At 41.9% G+C, this 17,299-nt stretch carries 14 protein-coding genes; 2 read left to right on the top strand and 12 right to left on the bottom strand.

Translation table 11 applies throughout. The features are described 5' to 3' along the window. Positions 1-31 precede the first annotated feature (31 nt). Complete coding sequence (locus SD427_RS12930; protein WP_320558221.1) at positions 32-1,228, top strand: DUF4861 family protein; 1,197 nt, start codon at positions 32-34, stop codon at positions 1,226-1,228. A 5-nt stretch (positions 1,229-1,233) separates the two neighbouring features. After that, positions 1,234-2,262, top strand: coding sequence for a pectate lyase (pelA, locus tag SD427_RS12925; protein WP_320558220.1), 1,029 nt, complete (start codon positions 1,234-1,236; stop codon positions 2,260-2,262). A gap of 125 nt (positions 2,263-2,387) precedes the next feature. On the opposite strand, the gene SD427_RS12920 is transcribed toward pelA, so the two are convergent. From SD427_RS12920 to SD427_RS12865, 12 genes are all read right to left on the bottom strand, one after another. After that, a complete protein-coding gene (locus SD427_RS12920; protein WP_320558219.1) occupies positions 2,388-3,503 on the bottom strand; it encodes a polysaccharide lyase family 1 protein in 1,116 nt (371 codons plus the stop codon). Positions 3,504-3,753: 250 nt separating this feature from the next. Continuing rightward, a complete protein-coding gene (locus SD427_RS12915; RefSeq protein ID WP_320558218.1) occupies positions 3,754-6,228 on the bottom strand; it encodes a glycoside hydrolase family 95 protein in 2,475 nt (824 codons plus the stop codon). A gap of 203 nt (positions 6,229-6,431) precedes the next feature. Then, the gene (locus SD427_RS12910) at positions 6,432-7,244 is read right to left on the bottom strand and encodes an alpha/beta hydrolase (RefSeq protein ID WP_320558217.1); all 813 of its coding nucleotides are present in this window, start codon (positions 7,242-7,244) and stop codon (positions 6,432-6,434) included. A 168-nt stretch (positions 7,245-7,412) separates the two neighbouring features. Next, entirely contained in the window at positions 7,413-7,754 is a 342-nt protein-coding gene (locus tag SD427_RS12905) for a cupin domain-containing protein (RefSeq protein WP_320558216.1), read from the bottom strand. A gap of 133 nt (positions 7,755-7,887) precedes the next feature. Beyond that, positions 7,888-8,625: a rhamnogalacturonan acetylesterase gene (locus SD427_RS12900; protein WP_320558215.1), complete on the bottom strand. Its 738-nt coding sequence runs from the start codon at positions 8,623-8,625 to the stop codon at positions 7,888-7,890. Between the two features lie 106 nt (positions 8,626-8,731). Continuing rightward, complete coding sequence (locus SD427_RS12895; protein WP_320558214.1) at positions 8,732-9,709, bottom strand: pectinesterase family protein; 978 nt, start codon at positions 9,707-9,709, stop codon at positions 8,732-8,734. Positions 9,710-9,783: 74 nt separating this feature from the next. After that, complete coding sequence (locus SD427_RS12890; RefSeq protein ID WP_320558213.1) at positions 9,784-10,692, bottom strand: alpha/beta hydrolase; 909 nt, start codon at positions 10,690-10,692, stop codon at positions 9,784-9,786. 15 nt (positions 10,693-10,707) lie between these two features. Continuing rightward, positions 10,708-12,375: a glycoside hydrolase family 28 protein gene (locus SD427_RS12885; protein WP_320558212.1), complete on the bottom strand. Its 1,668-nt coding sequence runs from the start codon at positions 12,373-12,375 to the stop codon at positions 10,708-10,710. A gap of 1 nt (position 12,376) precedes the next feature. Beyond that, on the bottom strand, positions 12,377-13,222 hold the full coding sequence (locus SD427_RS12880; RefSeq protein WP_320558211.1) for a rhamnogalacturonan acetylesterase: 846 nt from the start codon (positions 13,220-13,222) through the stop codon (positions 12,377-12,379). Between the two features lie 81 nt (positions 13,223-13,303). Further along, complete coding sequence (locus SD427_RS12875; RefSeq protein WP_320558210.1) at positions 13,304-14,947, bottom strand: glycoside hydrolase 43 family protein; 1,644 nt, start codon at positions 14,945-14,947, stop codon at positions 13,304-13,306. A gap of 52 nt (positions 14,948-14,999) precedes the next feature. After that, positions 15,000-16,253 carry a glycoside hydrolase family 88 protein gene (locus tag SD427_RS12870; RefSeq protein WP_320558209.1) on the bottom strand — a complete coding sequence of 418 codons (1,254 nt, stop codon included), beginning with the start codon at positions 16,251-16,253 and terminating at the stop codon, positions 15,000-15,002. A gap of 16 nt (positions 16,254-16,269) precedes the next feature. Next, positions 16,270-17,271, bottom strand: coding sequence for a DUF4861 family protein (locus SD427_RS12865; RefSeq protein ID WP_320558208.1), 1,002 nt, complete (start codon positions 17,269-17,271; stop codon positions 16,270-16,272). Between the last annotated feature and the right edge of the window lie 28 nt (positions 17,272-17,299).

Raw genomic sequence — 17,299 nt, 5'->3', positions numbered from 1 at the left:
CATATTATTTATATTTTTGATACATTAATTAATGAAACAAAATATGGTGATCGTTAAAAAATCAATTATCAGAGTAATTTGTGCAATCGGTTGCATAAGTATAAACTTTTTATCTGCTCAAACTTCAGTTCAGGTAAAAAATAATCTGGATTTTTCGAGGAGTGAAGTGGTTGCCATTCCGGTTTCAGATTTAAAATCCTTCCTAAAAAAGAACAATGAAGCAGCCCTCAGGATAAATGACGGCAACGGAAATCCGCTTTCGCTTCAGTGGATCGATTACGATAGCGACGGTAAAAATGATGAGTTGCTTTTTCAGGTACATATTGACGCAAAAAAAACAAATATTTATACTTTATTTGCAGATGCAAAAAACCAGGTTCCTGAAAGCAGGATTTCAACCTATTCAAGATTAGTCCCGGAAAGAGCCGATGATTACACATGGGAAAATGATAAGGTGGCATTCAGGGTATACGGCCCGAAAGGCCAAAAAGAAGCATTGGCAGGCGTAAAAGGGAGCACACTTTCCAGTGGAGTTGATATCTGGCTGAAAAGGACAGACCAGCCGGTTATCAATAAATGGTATAAGGGGTATCTTACCGATCCTGTGTATTACCACAAAGACACAAGAGGCGAGGGCTACGATCCTTATCATGTAGGCGACAGCCGCGGAACGGGAGGGGTCGGGATCTGGGTGAATGATCAACTGCAGGTTTCACAGAATTTCGTAAGTTCCAAAACCATTGCCGAAGGCCCGCTGAGAACAGTTTTTGAATTAACGTACAGTCCGTGGAGTGAATTCGGAGTGAAAGAAACAAAACGGATTTCACTGGATTTAGGTTCTCATTTTTCCAAGTTTGAATCTCAATTTGAAGCACAGAAACCGGTCCCGAATTATACAGTAGGCATCAGTCTGCATAAAAACGAAGGGCTTACCAAACTGAATGACACAAACGGATATTACCTGCACTGGGAGAAAATTGATGATGCTTTTGTTGGGGAAGGAGTGGTTGCAGATCCCGGCATTGTTGAAAAGTCTGTTGCCTTCAAATCTGAAACTCCGGATCAGAGTAACCTTCTGGTTGTAACAAAACCTCAGAAAAAGCTGACGTATTATGCAGGGTTTGCATGGCAGAAAGCCGGAGAAGTCCAGACACAGGAAGACTGGGAAAAGATGCTGCAGAAACAAGCTCAGATCATTGCAAATCCTCTGTCGGTAAAAATTAAATAATCAAGATGAAATTAAAACTCTATACACTGGCTTTAGGATTGGCAGCCGTTAATCTATCCGCTCAGATAAAAAAAGATACGCTTGCTGAAAAAATGCTTTTGTATCAGCTTCCGGTCGGAGGCTGGGGCAAGCAGCTGGAAGACAAATCGGTAGTGAATTACGACCTGCCGGTTGATAAAACGCTTCTGAGAAAGATAAAATCCACAGGCGATGATCATGCCACCATCGACAACAATGCCACTTCAAGGGAAATTAATGCTTTGATAAAAGCGTATGCTGAAACAAAAAATCCGGATTATCTGAAGTCTGCAGAAAAAGGGATCCGCTATCTTCTGCAGATGCAGTATGAAAACGGAGGCTTCCCCCAGTATTACCCGAATACAGGATTGTACAGAAAGCAGGTGACGTATAATGATAATGCGATGATCAATGCGCTGACGGTTCTCTACCAGGTAGCGGAAGGAAAAAACGGTTTTGAGGCCGTTGACCCTAAATTAAAGGAAAAATCAAAAACTGCCGTACAGAAAGGCATTGAATGTATCCTGAAAACCCAGGTTTTACAGAACGGGGTTCCTTCGATCTGGGGCGATCAGTACAACGAAGTTACCCTTCAGCCCGATAAGGCCAGAGCTTTCGAGCCTGTTTCCCTTGCCACTGCAGAATCGGTAGGCATCGTAAGGTTTCTGATGATGCAGCCTGCCGTTACTCCCGAAATTGAAAAGTCGGTAAAGTCTGCTGTACGGTGGTTTGCTGCCCATGACATTGAAGGCTACAGCTATAATGTGGCTAAACAGAACGGCAAAACGGTAAGGGTATTGGCAGAAGATAAAAATTCTGTCATCTGGGCAAGGTTTTATGACATTGTAACCAACAAACCTCTTTTCGGAGACCGTGACGGAAGCGTAAAATATAACTATTATGATGTTTCCGAGGAACGGAGAAACGGATACAGCTGGTATGGCGACTTTGCCGGAAAGCTTATCAACAAGGAATATCCGAAGTGGCTGGAAAAAAATAAAATTTCTGATCAATAGTTGATTTCAGATTCATAGGAAAGTTAGATAAACATTCAGTAAAAATTGTTAAACTATGCATCTGCAGGAAAAAAGACTGAGAATTTCTCAGTCTTTCCTGTTATTGATATATGTTTATGCTTGATTTAAAGCGTGTTACATATATTTCCCGTTAATGTTGCGCCTGCATTTGCCGTTACATCTGCTTTCACATCGCCCACCGCCAGTTTTACAATGGTATAAGAAGGCGTAAATGCCGTACCGCTTCCTGCTGTATTGCCGGTTACATTAATAAAGCTGTTTCCTGTCTGTGTTACCGCGGTAAAACCAGTCATCAGGTTAATCGGTTCTTTTACGTTTTCAAATACGTTTCTTTCCACCAGAATATTGGCCTGCACTCCTGCTGCGATACATTTATTGCTTGCAGAACTGTTGAAATAGCTGTTCAGGATATGGATTTTACCGAATCTTACTCTCGGCATGCGCTCTTTACATCCCGGAGCCCACCAGCAACGAACGAAAGTCACGTTCAGTTTTCCGGCATCCGCAGTGGCGCCGTCGCTTGAACCGATGAGGTTTGAGAACCGGTGGTCATCCGTTCCGCCTGATCCTCCCGGTTTCGGAGCTTTTAAGTAGTGGAATTTCGTATAGGAAACCGTAACATAATCAGATTTGTTTTTAATGTCGAAGTTACCGTCTACGCCATCCCGGAATTCACAATGGTCAATCCAGACATTTCTGCAGTCATCCAGGATCGCATTGTCCCAACCGTCCGTATCGTAAGCACCCGGTCCTTCAAAAATGAGGTTTCTGACTACAATATTGTTGCATCTTTTAATATTGATGATTCCTGAACCATCCTTGGTCTGATCAGTAGAAATTAACTTGGCTCCGCTTGTCCCGTAAATTGTTTTTCCGGTTTGATCCTGAAGAGATAATCGGGCAGAAATTGTGATTGTCCCGGTTACTTTAATCACTTTTACAGCTGTGTTTTCAATAGCTGCTTTTAATTGTGCGTAATTGGTAACCGTTGTTTCGGCAGCCGTCCCGCCGCCGGTTGTCCCGCCGTTCAGCGAAGCCCATCCCGGAGCTGTACAGTTGGCCAAAGGCACAACCGTTCTCGCTGCCATCGAATTTTTGAGATTGCCCTCAATTGCATTTTCCGCTGACTGGTTTTTAAGGTCTTCCTGCCCACATCCGGCCATGGCGAAAACCGTGCCCAAGGCTACGGTACAGAAAACGGCTTTAATGGTGTTTTTCATAATTGTAACTTGTTATTTGTGAACTATGAAATTACATAATAAATATAAAATACTTTTATATTTTACCATATATATGTTTACATAATTATAATGTTGAATATTTAATAAGTTAAACCGATTGCATATTATGTAATTTATAAAATATGGTATGCTCTGCATCATACCTGATACGTTTTATTTCATACCGGTTTACAAAAGAAAAGCCTCCCGCTGAGGAAAAGCTTTATGTTGAGGTTATTTGGATAATTTGTTATTTTACTTTAAAAGTATACGTACTGTTCTTTTTGGTAACAAAATCAAAAGTCTGCGTTTCCGGAACGGCAAAACCTTTCAGCTCAGCTTGGCCGGAAACTAATGGCGTTTTAATGGCATTGACCTGATAATATTCATTTGGGTTTTTGCCCTGTGCAGTGTTTATTTTTGTTTCAGATCTGAGGCGGATCCCTTTAGCGATTTTAATTCGGGCATTTCCTCCCAATTTAGATTTCACTGTAAATTTCGTGAGCCTGGCATTTTTCCATTCAATATCTATTTCAAAACCACCCCTTGCTTTTAGCCCTTTTACGGAACCGTTTGGCAAAGCATCCGGAAGTGCCGGTAAAAGATAAAGATAACCGTCATAACTCTGCAGTAACATTTCTGCAATTCCGGAAGTACAGCCGAAGTTCCCGTCAATCTGAAACGGCGGATGTGCGTCGAGTAAATTAGGATAGGTTCCTCCGGCCTGGCCTTTTGCTTCCATCGGAGCGGGAGACAGCTGATCTGAAATTAATTTAAAAGCTCTGTTTCCGTCAAGCAGTCTTGCCCACCAGTTCACTTTCCAGCCCATCGACCAGCCGGTGGATTTGTCACCCCGGTACGTCATGGAATTTTTTGCGGCTTCCGCTGCATCAGGATTTCTGAACGGTGAAATCTGTCCCGAAGGAAACAATCCGTACAGATGAGAAATATGCCTGTGCTTATCATCGGTACGGTCCCTGTCTTTCAGCCATTCCTGCAACTGGGCATGCTGCCCGATCTGCATGGGCGGAAGCCTGTCTAAAGCCAATTTTATTTCATCCGAAAGACTTCGATCCTCGTTAAGAACTTCTGAAGCATTGATGAAATTATTAAAAACATCAAAAACCAGCTGGTTATCCATTGTTGTTCCCGCAGTAATTCCGACTCCTTTCATATACGTGTTTTCCGGCGACATGGAAGGCGACACGACCAAGTATTTCTGGGAAGGGTCCTGCTGAAGAACATCCAGGTAGAATAATGCAGCTCCTTTCAAAACACCATAATTTTTTTTCAGGAAAATTTTATCTCCGGTATACAGATAGTGATTCCAGAGATGCTGTGTGAGCCATGCGCCGCCCATCGGCCACATTCCGTAGAAACCGCCGTCTACAATTCCTGTGATTCTCCATAAATCGGTATTGTGGTGCATATTCCAGCCTCTTGCATGATACATTTCCCGTGCAGATTCCTGTCCTGTTACCGACAGATCCTGAATCATATCGAACAACGGCTCATGCATTTCGCTCAAATTCGTATTTTCCGCCGGCCAGTAATTCATTTCTGTATTGATGTTAACGGTATATTTGCTGTCCCAGGCAGGATTTAACTGATAATTCCAGATGCCCTGGAGATTGGCAGGCTGTGTTCCCGGTTGCGATGAAGAAATCAAAAGGTAACGGCCAAACTGGAAATACAAAGCCACCAAATCGGGATCATTGGTACTTCTGAATTCTTTAATTCTGATATCCGTGGCCTTATCCGCCTGATCCGAAGTCCCTAAATCCAGGCTCACCCGTTTAAAATATTCCTGGTATTTCTCAATGTGCGCTTTTAATCCGGCATCATATTTTTTATCTGAAGCAGCTTGTAAATATTCAGATACCCTTGCGTAAGGGTTTCCCGAAAGGTCATTGTATTTTTTGAAATTGGTGGCAATAGAAACATATATTACCACTTCATCCGCTCCGGAAATTTCAAGCTGATCTTCTGTTGAGGTTAATTTTCCTCCTTTTATAACAGGCACGGCCACTGTTCTGAAATTGATTTCCCCGGTTTTATGATCAGCTGAACCACCTGTACCATTGATAATCAACTGGTTTTTCTCTGTAAAAACAGATTTCTTCAGATGTGGAGAAGAGGCGCTGACCGAGAAATTCAAACTGTTTGGTTTCCCGGATGATAGTCTGATGACCACCACATTGTCTACAAAAGAAGTAAAAAACTCACGTTTAAACTTCGTACCGTTGACTTCATAAGAAACCGTGCTTACCGCTTTTTCAATATCCAAAGTCCGTTTGTAGTTTTTAAAATTTTCATGGCCTTTGAAATCGAGAAACAGATCGCCCATCGTCTGATACGGCATTCCGTAATCCAAGTCTTTCGGGGCAGCCCTTGGGTAGGTCGTGTTGGAAAGTTTTTGCGCTTCTTCAAATTGGCCGTCATTCAGCAGTTTCCTGATTTTCTGAATGCTGTCGAAGGTGTTTTTCGGAACATTGTTTCCCGGTCCTCCGGCCCAGATGGTTTCTTCGTTCAGCTGAAGGTGTTCCTGTGAAACGCCGCCGAAAACCATGGCCCCTAATTTTCCGTTCCCGATGGGCAAAGCTTCATTCCAGTTTTCCGCGGGTTTGCCGTAGGTTAATTGTAAATGCTGCTGTGCCTGCACTGAAACCGAAATTACAGTTCCGCAAGCCAGTAAAAGTATTGTATGTTGAATGCGTTTCAGCATTTTTATTTTTTTAAAAGTGAAATATTATCCTGAAATTATGATATGAAAACTGCTGTCACTTCGAGTGTTTTTCATTATGAAAAAAGGAAAAATGTATCGAGAAGTTTGCTTAAACTCAACTTCTCGATACGATTTTTTTCAAAAATCTACTCGAAGTGACGCTGTTACATCAACATTTTTTAACCCAATTCAGAATTATTATTTTATTTAATTATTGTTTTCAGCCAGTCTGAACATAATGTTTTCCAGTGGTCTGTAAGTCCGGTTTTATTCATGATTCCGATCTTATGTTCTCCTTCAGGGAAAATAAATAAGGCTCCTTTTACTTTGTTTTCTGTCATGGCCTGATAATAAAGGATGCTGTTCATCACGGGGACCGTTTTATCATTTTGTGCATGAACCAGAAGGGTAGGCGGTGTTTTCTCCGTCACCCGGTTCTGCATGGAATATTCTTTGATTTTTTCCGGGGAGGCATTTTCACCCAGCAGGCTGTTGCGGCTTCCCACATGCGCAAATTCCCCAAGATCGATCACCGGAGAGACCAGAATCGCAAAATCCGGAATAGTAGGAATGGTTGCCCAATCGCCTTTTAGGCCGGTATAGTCTGTAGGGATATTGCTTGCCATGGCAGCCAGATGCCCGCCTGCGGAAGTTCCGATTACGCCGACCTGCTCGGGCGAAATGCCATACTGCCCGGCATTTTTTCTGATGTATTTTACAGCCGCCTGGATGTCCTGTAGCGGAGCCAGTTCCCTTTGCTTGACATCAGGGGAAATCGGCAGCCTGTAATTCAAAACGAAAGCAGAAATCCCTAAGGTATTGAACCATTTTGCAATCTGGAAACCGTTCAGATCATAAGTGAGCTTATAATATCCGCCACCGGGAATGATGATGACCGACATCTGTTTTCTGTCTTCTTTGGGAGGTAAAAAAGCAAAAAGTTCGGTTTCTTTTATCTGTACAATCCGGCCGTCTTTTTCTTCGGTTTTTAAGGATAATCCTTTTGAATTCGGCATTTCGCCTTTTGGCCAGACAAGGATTTTTTCCTGAGCCGAAAATTGAGTGAAAATAAAAATTATTAAAATGAAGACAGATTTCCGCATGGCCTGTTGATTTTTTAATTACTGTAGGGATATTTGCCCGACCTGTCAGGTCAGGACATTAAGTTTAGCAGGAGAAAGAGATCAATCCTTAAGAAAATCTTCTCTAACCGGTGTGAATGCATCAATCAGCTGTCCTTCTTCCAGACATTTTACACCATGGAAAATATTAGGCTGGGCAAAAAATCCGTCGCCCTGCTGAAGTATTTTAACTTCACCATCAACAGTCACTTCAAATTTTCCTGAAGCAACATAGGTGATCTGCGAATGGAAATGCTGATGCAGGGCTCCGATGGCATCTTTCTCAAATTTCACGATTACCATCATTACCTGTGAGTTGTACCCTACAAATTGTCTTGATACTCCGCCTCCTAAATCTTCCCATTCGGAATTGCCGTCGAAGAACGGTTCTTTTTTGAAATTCATATTTTTATTTAATTAAATTTGATTGTGACGGTAGCTTCCGCCGCCGCTTTGCGAGATTTATTCTCCTGCAAATTGCACAGATCTTTTTGAATCCATGAAGATTTCGTATGGTCTGTTGGAATCTATAGAATTCTTATTTAATATATTTCTCTAATCCTGTTTTAAGGGTTTTGAGATCTTTTAAAGCCAGTTTTGCAACCGTTTCTGCTCCGAGTTTAGACAAATGGGTATCATCTGCCTTGTCCTTGGAATAATACGGGTTTTCCCCTGCCTTAAAGTAAAGATGCAGCATTTTTGATTTTTCCGGGCCGTAAGCAATTTCCATCTGTTCAGTCAGCAGCTGCATATCCACAAAAGGGACTTTTAGGTCATCGGCAACCATTCTTACGACCAGCGGATATTCTTTATGGGTATCAATAAGGACACCGTTTTCATTAAAGTTTCTCCTGGTAATTGAAGTCATCAGAATGGGCGTTGCCCCTTTTGCCCTTGCTTCATTCACATATCTTTCCAGATTGGCCCTGTATTGCGTATAAGGGTTGGTAAATTTTGTAGAATCTTTCAGTTTCTGGTCGTTGTGGCCAAACTGAATAATCACGAAATCCCCTTTTTTCAACTGTTTTTCCACTTTGTCCCATCTTCCTTCCGTTCTGAAACTTTTTGAGCTTCTCCCGTTCATGGCATGATTCTGAATTTCTATACCTGAAGTCATAAACTGCGGCAATACCTGCCCCCAGCCATGTTCAGGATTCTTATCCGGATTTTCTTTATTCGACATGGTAGAATCACCGATCAAAAACAGGGTAGGCTTTTTTTGTGCACCTATGATTATTGATAAAAATAAAAACAGTACGGTTAATTTTCTGTTCATTGTAAATTTGATTTTTATTAGTTCTTTGAAGCTTTGGTTTTCTTAATGCTTCTTTGCTCGCATCGGTTTAACTGTGATCGAAATCAAGTCACCCGCTACCGGCTGCTTATTTATTGCTGTTAACAGGGTTCCAGTCAGCAAAAATTTTACCGATGGTATAATTTTTCAGTTCTTTTTTTGTAAGCTGGTGTGACCAGCTTACCCGTTTTGAAATATTTCCGCCATCCCCTTTGCTTCCGGATTCTGCGTAATAAGCGGTTTTTTCCTTATCAGGGAACATTTTGTCGCCTTTCCATGGATTCCAGCCTTCAGGAAGGATATGTTTTCCTATTTCGGTGTTGATGAACACGGTTTTGGCGTAAGGCCTCCAGGGTCTTCCCAAATAAACTTTTGTAATGCCCTCTTTGGCAATAAGTTTACAGTCAAAAAAAACAAAACCATACTTTTTGTCGGCTTCGGTTGCCGCTGCGGTAATGTAAGAATCGGCTAAGCTTTTGATTGTACAGCTTTTAAAGACAACCGTTGCCTGCCCGAAGATAAAATCGGTTGTTCCTTCAATATAGCAGTTTTCAAAATACTGCCTGCTGTGGCTGGTTGCTGAATATACTGTATCCTGACATCCGAGGATCTTTGAATTTTTAATCATAAAACGGTCGCCTTCTACGTGGAGAGAAACCGCCTGGCCTTCGTTGCACGAACCATTTTGAATGGTCAGATTGCTGATTTTAATATCATCGCCCATCACCAATACCGTGTAAGAATTGAAGGTCGTCATTTTTTCATTAAACGCATTTAATTTCCCTGAAAAATCATTGTTGGTGATAATGGTGTTGTCTTTATTTTCGCCTTCTAAGGTAATTTTATGTTTTGAAGAAGGGATGACTACTTTTTCATTATACGTGCCTGATTTAATGGAAATCAATGCTTCCGCCGGACCTAAATCCCGTACTGAATTGATTGCTTTCTGAACCGATGTAAAATCACCGCTTCCGTCTTTGGCCACGGTAATTTTTATGTAGGGATTATTTCCTGCAAACAGAAACTGAGCAACCGAAATGAAGAGAATTAAAAATATTTTTCTCATAAAAATGCTTTAATTTGATCTTAAACTTAAACTTAAACTTAAACTTAACCTTAGCCTCAGTCTTAGTCTTGAGTTTATTTCAAAACCTTATCTAAAAAATCCACCGTATAATTCAGTGTTTCTGTGAACCAGGGTTCCGCAGACCAGAATGAGTGCGGGGTATCTTTGATTTCATGAAACTCCGTCGGGATATTATAGCTCTTCAGTTTTTTCATCATATCATCTCTTCCGGCATGGAAACGGGGCTGGGAACTGTTGATGAAAAGGGTAGGAGGCGTATGCTTATCCACATATTCCAGCGGTGAAGCTTCCGTCCAGTTTTTTAGGTTGACTGTTCTGTCGCCGCCCAGCCAATAGGCAGCATACGTGCTTTCTTCGGCTTCGGGATGGATAAATGAAACAATACCGTCTACATTAACGATGACCTGAATTTTATTCCTTTTCTTCACACCCACCAAAGTTGCCATCTGGGCTCCCGCAGACTCGCCCAAAACAGCGATTTTCCTTTTATCCAGCGAATATTTTTTGTGGTTTTTCCTTAACCACTTAACAGCAGTTTCAACATCTTCGACTCCGGCAGGATATTCTGCAGCATCAGCCAGCCGGTAACCGACCGCAATGGCAACGTAGCCTTTTGAAGCCAGTTCCATCGCCATAAACTTCTCATTTTCCCTGCTTCCCGAAATCCAGCCGCCTCCGTGAACCATGGCAATTCCCGGATATTTTTTTGATCGGTCACTGGGATAATATACATCCGATCTTAATGAGAGTCCGTTAACGTTGGTATATTCCACATTTTTATCAATCCCGATGTTTTGCGGGACCGGCCGGTTTATCGGAGTGATAAAAGGATGTTTTTTCTTTAGTTTCTCATATGTCGCTTCATTTGTATAAGGAGTGGCATTCGGCCGGTTTACCTGTCCGAATGCCATAGTCCCCATAAAAAAAATAGAAATATAAGTATGTTTTATGTTAAAAATCATTCGTTTACGGAATTATTATTTAACTGCATTTTTAGCAACTTCTGCACCGATAGAAAGCGCGCTTTTATCAGACGTAATTTCTTTCGGCAGCAAAACGGTTCCCGTTTTATTTCCTAATACCTTAACGGACGGCTTGTTTGCAGATTCAAATTTTACCGTTGAAAGGTTGATGTTTTTGCTGTTGTAAACCGTTGCTCCTGTTCCCTCAGTATATTTCAGCTTTACATTTTTCAGTTGGATTCCATCTGCATCAACAATGGTCATTGCTTTTTTGGTGTCAAACTGAGAATCTTCAATCACAATATTTTTAAGGTTCATTTCTGCCAGACCGAATAAGGTGATTGCCTCATAAGAATTAACGGCATTGATGTTTTTAAAGAAAATATTTCTGAAAACCGGAGTTTCCTCGGTTACAGGATATACTTTTTCAGGAGCTTTGTTCCCTTCCTGTTTCTGTCCGTCTTCCAGAACCGGAGATGCTCCTTCATAGAACATGTTAAATCCGATAACCTGTGTCGGGATGTTGATCATATCAATATTTTTAATGTAGATATTTTCAACAATTCCGCCTCTTCCACGGGTGGTCTTGAAACGGAGCCCGATATCCGTTCCGATAAAAGTACAGTCTGAAACATGAATGTTTCTCGCTCCTCCGGACATTTCGCTTCCGATGACAAAGCCTCCGTGGCCGTGATACACCACATTGTTTTTGATGATGACATTCTCAGTAGGCATATTTCTTTTTCTGCCGTCTTTATCTTTTCCGGATTTAATACAGATGGCATCGTCACCTACATCGAACGTATTGTCATAAATCAACACATTTTTACAGGATTCCAGGTCTACGCCATCGCCGTTTTGTGAAAACCAGGGATTTCTGACTGTCAGATTTCTTAAGATGACATTTGTACACATCAGCGGGTGAAGGTTCCAGGCCGGTGAATTCTGGAAAGTCGGGCCATCCAGCAATACTTGGTTGCAACCTACGAGGCTTACCATTACCGGACGGAGGAAATCTTTAACTGTCGTCAGTTCTTCTTTAGAAATTTTATCAGGAACATTGAAGCTGGAACTGCTTTCAAATCCCTTTTTATAGCTTTCGGAAGGATACCAATTCTTACCATCGGCAGATACAATGCCGCCGGATTTTACGATTTCCTTCCATTCAGATTCTGAAACCTTGCTTTTTTTGATGGCTCTCCACGCATCACCGCTTCCGTCGATGACGCCTTTTCCGGTAATGGCAATATTGGTTGCATTTTTTGCTGAGATCGGAGACTGGCAACGGATGGTATTTAATCCTTCAAAACTGACATCCACCAGAGGATAATCATTTTTGTCCTTACTGAAAACGATAAAAGCCCCTTCTTCCACATGAAGATTGATGTTGCTTTTCAACTCGATCGGGCCTGTAAGCCACATTCCTCTCGGAACGACCAGTTTTCCGCCTCCTTTTTTGGAAAGGTCTTCAATTGCTTTTTTGAAGGCCGCCGTATTTTTTATGTTTCCGCCTGCCACACCGCCATATTGTGTGATGGAAACGGTATTGGCTGCAAAAGAAGTTTCAGTGACCTGAGGCATTTTAAACTCAATGTTTTTATAAATATCCAGGTTCTGGGCATACAGCTGCCCCGAAAACATCATCGCTGCTGCTAAACCTATTATGGTAAGAGACTTTTTCATTTTATTTGTTCTGAGTTTTAATTATTTTTTTTAATTCCTGATAAACAAGTGACGCTACTGCTTTTGCACCTTCCGGCTGAAAATGCGTGTTGTCTTTTTGCCCCTTGGGATAGGCTTCGTAAACATTCTCCGGGAAATTCATAAAGTAATGGTTTGTTGTGAAATCCTGTCCTTTTTTGGTAAAATATGCCATGGATGATGTATTTAAATCAATATAGGGGACATTCATTTCTTTGGCTATATCAATGGGAGCCTGTGCATATTCCCCATGCACATTTTCCAGTTTCCCGTCTTTCCAAGGGTAATTTCGGGCAACCGGCGTCAGGATGATGGGATTTCCTCCTTTTTGTATGGTCTGCGTTACAAACAGCCGTAAAAATTCTTTATATCCCTGAATATTTACATACCGTTCCGTATGTTTTTCGGAGCCGTCGTTATGCCCGAACTGCATCATCACATAATCGCCTGGCTGCAGATGTTCAAAGACATACCGCCATCTCCCTTCCTGAAAAAAAGTCCGGGTACTTCTTCCGCCGTGCGCTCTGTCGATAATCGCAACATAATCTGTTGTAATCGCAGGCTTCAAAGAAGCCAGGCTGTCTTTCACAAAAAACGGCTGGAAAACCTGTCCCCAACCGGTAATCGGATAGCGGACTTTCATATAATCTTTTCCGGGCTCGTAATCTCCGGTATAATCCGCCATCGTGGAATCTCCGATAAGGTAAATATGCGTGACTTTTTTACTGTGTTTTGCCGCTGCCTTTTGAGCATTGTTCTGTGACTGACAGGCAGATAACAGCCAAACAGCGAATAAAAATAAAACGGTCTTCTGTAATTTTTTTGTCATTAATGATGAGGGATTATACTCCATTTTAATGAATCTGACGGGTTTTCAAACCTTGTCAGGGTTCCAGATTTTCAATAGAAGTTAATTTTTAGTAATTCTGAACCAGTCAAAATCCGCATAACCGCCACGGTTTGCTTTTTGTGTGCTTACAGAATATAAGCCCACTTTAGCGCCGATCCATTTTCCGGGTTTTGCCTGAAAGACTTCGCCCACTTTTGTGAAATTTTTTCCGTCTTCACTGTAGCTGAACCGGCACAAGCCATTCGGTTCGTTCACGTTTACTTTCAGATAGGCTTCGTTCCCTTTTAATTTTGTTTCAAACAAAATCTTTTCTTCGCCGCCTTTATCTGCTTTTTCGGCTCTTCTTAACTGTAAATAAAATCCATCCGGTTTATTGGTAATGACGATGGATTCATGATCCAATCCCATGACCAAAAGTCCTGCGGTTTTTCCTTCTTTGGCATCTTCTGGTATCAATTTAACCTTTGTGGAAGCTGCAAAAACCGGAGCCGGGAATTTCTGGGTTAATAAATTCGGGACGTTCCAGAGGTTTTTCTCGCCTTCAGGAACTTTCATCGAAAATAATCTTAAAAATTTCTGTCCGGGAAGTTTGGATGACCAGACAATATTTTCATTGGCGCTCCACTGCCATTGCAAACCTAATTTTTCACCGTCAAATTCATCTGTTTCAGGAGGGGTTACAATAGGATAGGACTGTCCGACATTTGGTTTTTTATAGGTTAGTACCGGTTCCCCGATGCCGTTTTTATTGTTATCGATTCCGATGACCGGCCAGTCTTTTTCCCATTTCACCGGCTGTAGGTGAACAATTCTTCCGCCTGCATCAACATCCTGGAAATGGTAAAACCAATCTTCACCGGAAGGCGTATCTACCCAGGCTCCCTGATGCGGACCGTTGATTTTTGTTGAGCCCTGTTCCAGCACCACTTTTTCTTCGTAAGGACCGTATATATCTTTTGACCTCAACACCAGCTGCCAGCCTGTTGCCACACCGCCGGCAGGGGCAAAAATATAATAGTAACCGTTTCTCTTGTACATTTTAGGGCCTTCAACCGTAGGATGGGCCTCATGACCATCGAAAACATGCGTGCCTTTATCCAGAACTTTGGTCCCTTCAGGATTCATTTTATTAATGGATAAAATACTTTTTACGCCGGCACGGCTGCCTGCCCAGCCATGAACCAGATAGGCTTGTCCGTCTTCATCCCAGAACGGGCAGGAATCGATCAGGCCTTTTCCTTCCATTACCAGAACAGGCTTTTCCCAGGCTCCCATCGGATCTTTGGTTTTCACCATGTAAATTCCGAAATCGGGATCTCCCCAATAGATATAGAATTCACCTTTGTGGAATCGGATGCTCGGTGCCCAAACCCCGTCACCTCTTCTTGGTGTGGAAAAATGTTCATTCGGAAGAACATCCGGAAGGGCATAATTCACCAGTTTCCAGCTGACCATATCTTTTGAATGAAGAACGGGCAGTCCCGGAGCTTCGTTGAAGCTTGAAGCCGTCATATAATAATCGTTACCGACACGGATGGCGTCAGGATCAGAATAATCGGCATACAGAACAGGGTTTCTGTAATTTTTTCCCTGGTCGGCGGTCCAGACTTCGGAAACGTAGTTCTTTTCCTGTGCATTTAAATAATTTGATGCAATTGAAAAAACGGTGATTGAAAGTATATTTAAAATGTTTTTTGTCTTCATAAAATCCGGGTTCATTGTTTAGGTAATAGGAATAAGGTGGCAGTGCTCAGTTTTATTTTTCAAATTCCAAGCTTGCCAGGATAAACGGCCCTGTTCCTTTTCCGTCGTTGGAACGGATTTCTTCGTTTACATAATATTCGTAAGAGCCGTCCCGGTAAGGTTTTCCGCCTAAGCCTGCGACCGCGCAGCATTTATTTAAGTTTACCACACCGTTTTTGTCAACGGTAATTAAATGTTTAATGATTCCGTCGTAGCCTTTTTTAGCGGGAGTTTTATAAGAGGCGGGCAAATATCCTTTGTTTACCGATTTGATCATGGTATACACAAACATTGCTGATGCAGTGGCTTCTTCATAATTGCCATTGGTCAGCGGCTTATCCAGGACCTGGTACCAGAGACCGGATTTTTTATCCTGAACTTTAATCACAGCATCTGCGTAAGATTTTATATAAGAAATTAATCTTGCTCTTCCCGGGTGGTCTTCAGGCAGGTAATCCAGAACGTCTACCATGGCCATCCCGTACCAGCCCATTGCCCTGCCCCAGAAATTCGGTGAAAGTCCGGTTTCTTTATCGGCCCATGCTTCTTTTTTACTTTCATCCCAGGCGTGATACAGCAACCCGGTTTTTTTGTCTAAAAGATTTTTCTGAACAGAATCAAACTGGAAAACAATATCGTCATATGCTTTTTGAGCATCTGTACCTTTGGTGAAATCTTTTGTATAGTGTGTGTAGAAAGGCATCCCCATATAAAGCCCGTCCAGCCAGACCTGATTAGGGTATATTTTCTTGTGCCAGAAAGAGCCTTCGTTGGTTCTCGGCTGCCCATCAATCTGTAAACGTAACGTCTGAAGCGCCTTCAGGTATTTGTCTTTTTTCTCTTTTTCATACAGATAGAGAAGGACATTCCCGCTGTTCAGCATATCGATATTGTACTTGGAAAGGTCGTAGGTAAGAATAGTACCGTCTTCTTTGATCAGCTGTTCTCCGAAGCCGCTGATGTAATCGTAATATTCTTTTTTCCCGGTTTTGATATAAAGTTGTTCGGCGCCATCCAGAACAATTGCCGAAGGGTACGTCCATTTCGGGCTTTTGCTGAAATCCAGCATCCATGCTTCCGGAAAACGCTGCATTTCGGAAAGCATCATTCTTTCAGACCATTTCAGGTTGGCAGGAATAATTTTTCCTGATGCTGAAGTTTCGGCTGCCGGTTTTGCGGTGGCTGCGGTTTTCGTCTGGGCACAGGCAAGGAACATTCCTGAACTTAAAACGGCTACTGCGTATGCCTTTATGGTATGGTTAATCATATTCATTTTTTAAACTTTAAAGTTGATTATTTTTATCTAAAATTTCCAGTTTTTTATCTAAATCCTGATAGAAAGATTCTTCGGTCGCCAGGCCGTTGGGCTCCTGTGACCACGCTCCCAAAAAGTAATAGGAAATGTTTTTTGTTTTCTTAAAAACTACGGTATGCGTAGATTTTGTCTGTACATATTTATCAAAATTTTCAATAGGGTAGAAGACTGCCATTCCCAGGTTGTCTTCTTTTTTGGCTAATGTCTGCTGCCCGTACGTTGCCATGTACGCCCATTTTTTATTTTTGCTGATTCCCTGTCTTAACGGAATATTCTTAATGGCGACAATTCCCGTGCATAATCCTGACAGGGTATTGCTCAGATTTACCTCTACTTTTACAAAACGGTCTTTATTGAAGATGGTCAGCCTGGACTGCAGGTCTACCGGATCACCCCAGGTTTTCCAGCCTGTGTAATCGATTGCAGCATAAGATCTGTCTTTGTCATTGACTACTTTTACGGACGTGTTTTTTACGATTTTAAATGTCTCAATAAAATCATTCTGCTCGTCATATCTTCCGTATGAACCAATACCGATGGTACGTCCGGATTTCAGAATATCCTGTCCCCAGGGCGCATCATGATGATAGGATTCAAAACCATCCTGCCCGACTTCAGGTAAAACCAAAGTATTAGTTTTTTTACCGAAAATATCCGTTGCATTTCTCCAGTCCAGATATAACCTATAGCCGATCTGGTTGTTTTCCAGCCCGATCCCTTCGTACCTGATGTAAGAAGAATGATCCGTGTGCGATGCAGGAATTGTGAGTTCCTGAATGTTTTTAAACGTTCCGCCGATGTATTTGTTGCCTTCCCATTTTCCGCCTTCCTTTACAGAAAGCTCTGCATAGGAAAAGGGAGCTTTGGGGTTTTTCTTGATTTTTTCAATTACAGAAGCCTGCGCCCAATGCAATGCTGAACTTAAAAGTGCGCCTGCGAATGCTGTTTTCAATACAGTAAATTTCATCATACTTTATCAGATAATATAGCCGAATTAA

This window comes from Chryseobacterium sp. JJR-5R (assembly GCF_034047335.1).
In the GTDB taxonomy this organism is placed as follows: domain Bacteria; phylum Bacteroidota; class Bacteroidia; order Flavobacteriales; family Weeksellaceae; genus Chryseobacterium.
The sequence above is the reverse complement of the archived record's forward strand: the minus strand, read 5'-3'. Positions and strand labels throughout refer to the sequence as shown.

What these genes read in the sequence shown, in the direction of transcription:
- SD427_RS12930 (WP_320558221.1), top strand. Translation starts at nt 32, where the DNA reads ATGAAACAAAATATGGTGATCGTTAAAAAATCAATTATCAGAGTAATT.
- pelA (WP_320558220.1), top strand. Translation starts at nt 1,234, where the DNA reads ATGAAATTAAAACTCTATACACTGGCTTTAGGATTGGCAGCCGTTAAT.
- SD427_RS12920 (WP_320558219.1), bottom strand. Translation starts at nt 3,503, where the DNA reads ATGAAAAACACCATTAAAGCCGTTTTCTGTACCGTAGCCTTGGGCACG.
- SD427_RS12915 (WP_320558218.1), bottom strand. Translation starts at nt 6,228, where the DNA reads ATGCTGAAACGCATTCAACATACAATACTTTTACTGGCTTGCGGAACT.
- SD427_RS12910 (WP_320558217.1), bottom strand. Translation starts at nt 7,244, where the DNA reads ATGCCGAATTCAAAAGGATTATCCTTAAAAACCGAAGAAAAAGACGGC.
- SD427_RS12905 (WP_320558216.1), bottom strand. Translation starts at nt 7,754, where the DNA reads ATGAATTTCAAAAAAGAACCGTTCTTCGACGGCAATTCCGAATGGGAA.
- SD427_RS12900 (WP_320558215.1), bottom strand. Translation starts at nt 8,625, where the DNA reads ATGAACAGAAAATTAACCGTACTGTTTTTATTTTTATCAATAATCATA.
- SD427_RS12895 (WP_320558214.1), bottom strand. Translation starts at nt 9,709, where the DNA reads ATGAGAAAAATATTTTTAATTCTCTTCATTTCGGTTGCTCAGTTTCTG.
- SD427_RS12890 (WP_320558213.1), bottom strand. Translation starts at nt 10,692, where the DNA reads ATGATTTTTAACATAAAACATACTTATATTTCTATTTTTTTTATGGGG.
- SD427_RS12885 (WP_320558212.1), bottom strand. Translation starts at nt 12,375, where the DNA reads ATGAAAAAGTCTCTTACCATAATAGGTTTAGCAGCAGCGATGATGTTT.
- SD427_RS12880 (WP_320558211.1), bottom strand. Translation starts at nt 13,222, where the DNA reads ATGACAAAAAAATTACAGAAGACCGTTTTATTTTTATTCGCTGTTTGG.
- SD427_RS12875 (WP_320558210.1), bottom strand. Translation starts at nt 14,947, where the DNA reads ATGAAGACAAAAAACATTTTAAATATACTTTCAATCACCGTTTTTTCA.
- SD427_RS12870 (WP_320558209.1), bottom strand. Translation starts at nt 16,253, where the DNA reads ATGATTAACCATACCATAAAGGCATACGCAGTAGCCGTTTTAAGTTCA.
- SD427_RS12865 (WP_320558208.1), bottom strand. Translation starts at nt 17,271, where the DNA reads ATGATGAAATTTACTGTATTGAAAACAGCATTCGCAGGCGCACTTTTA.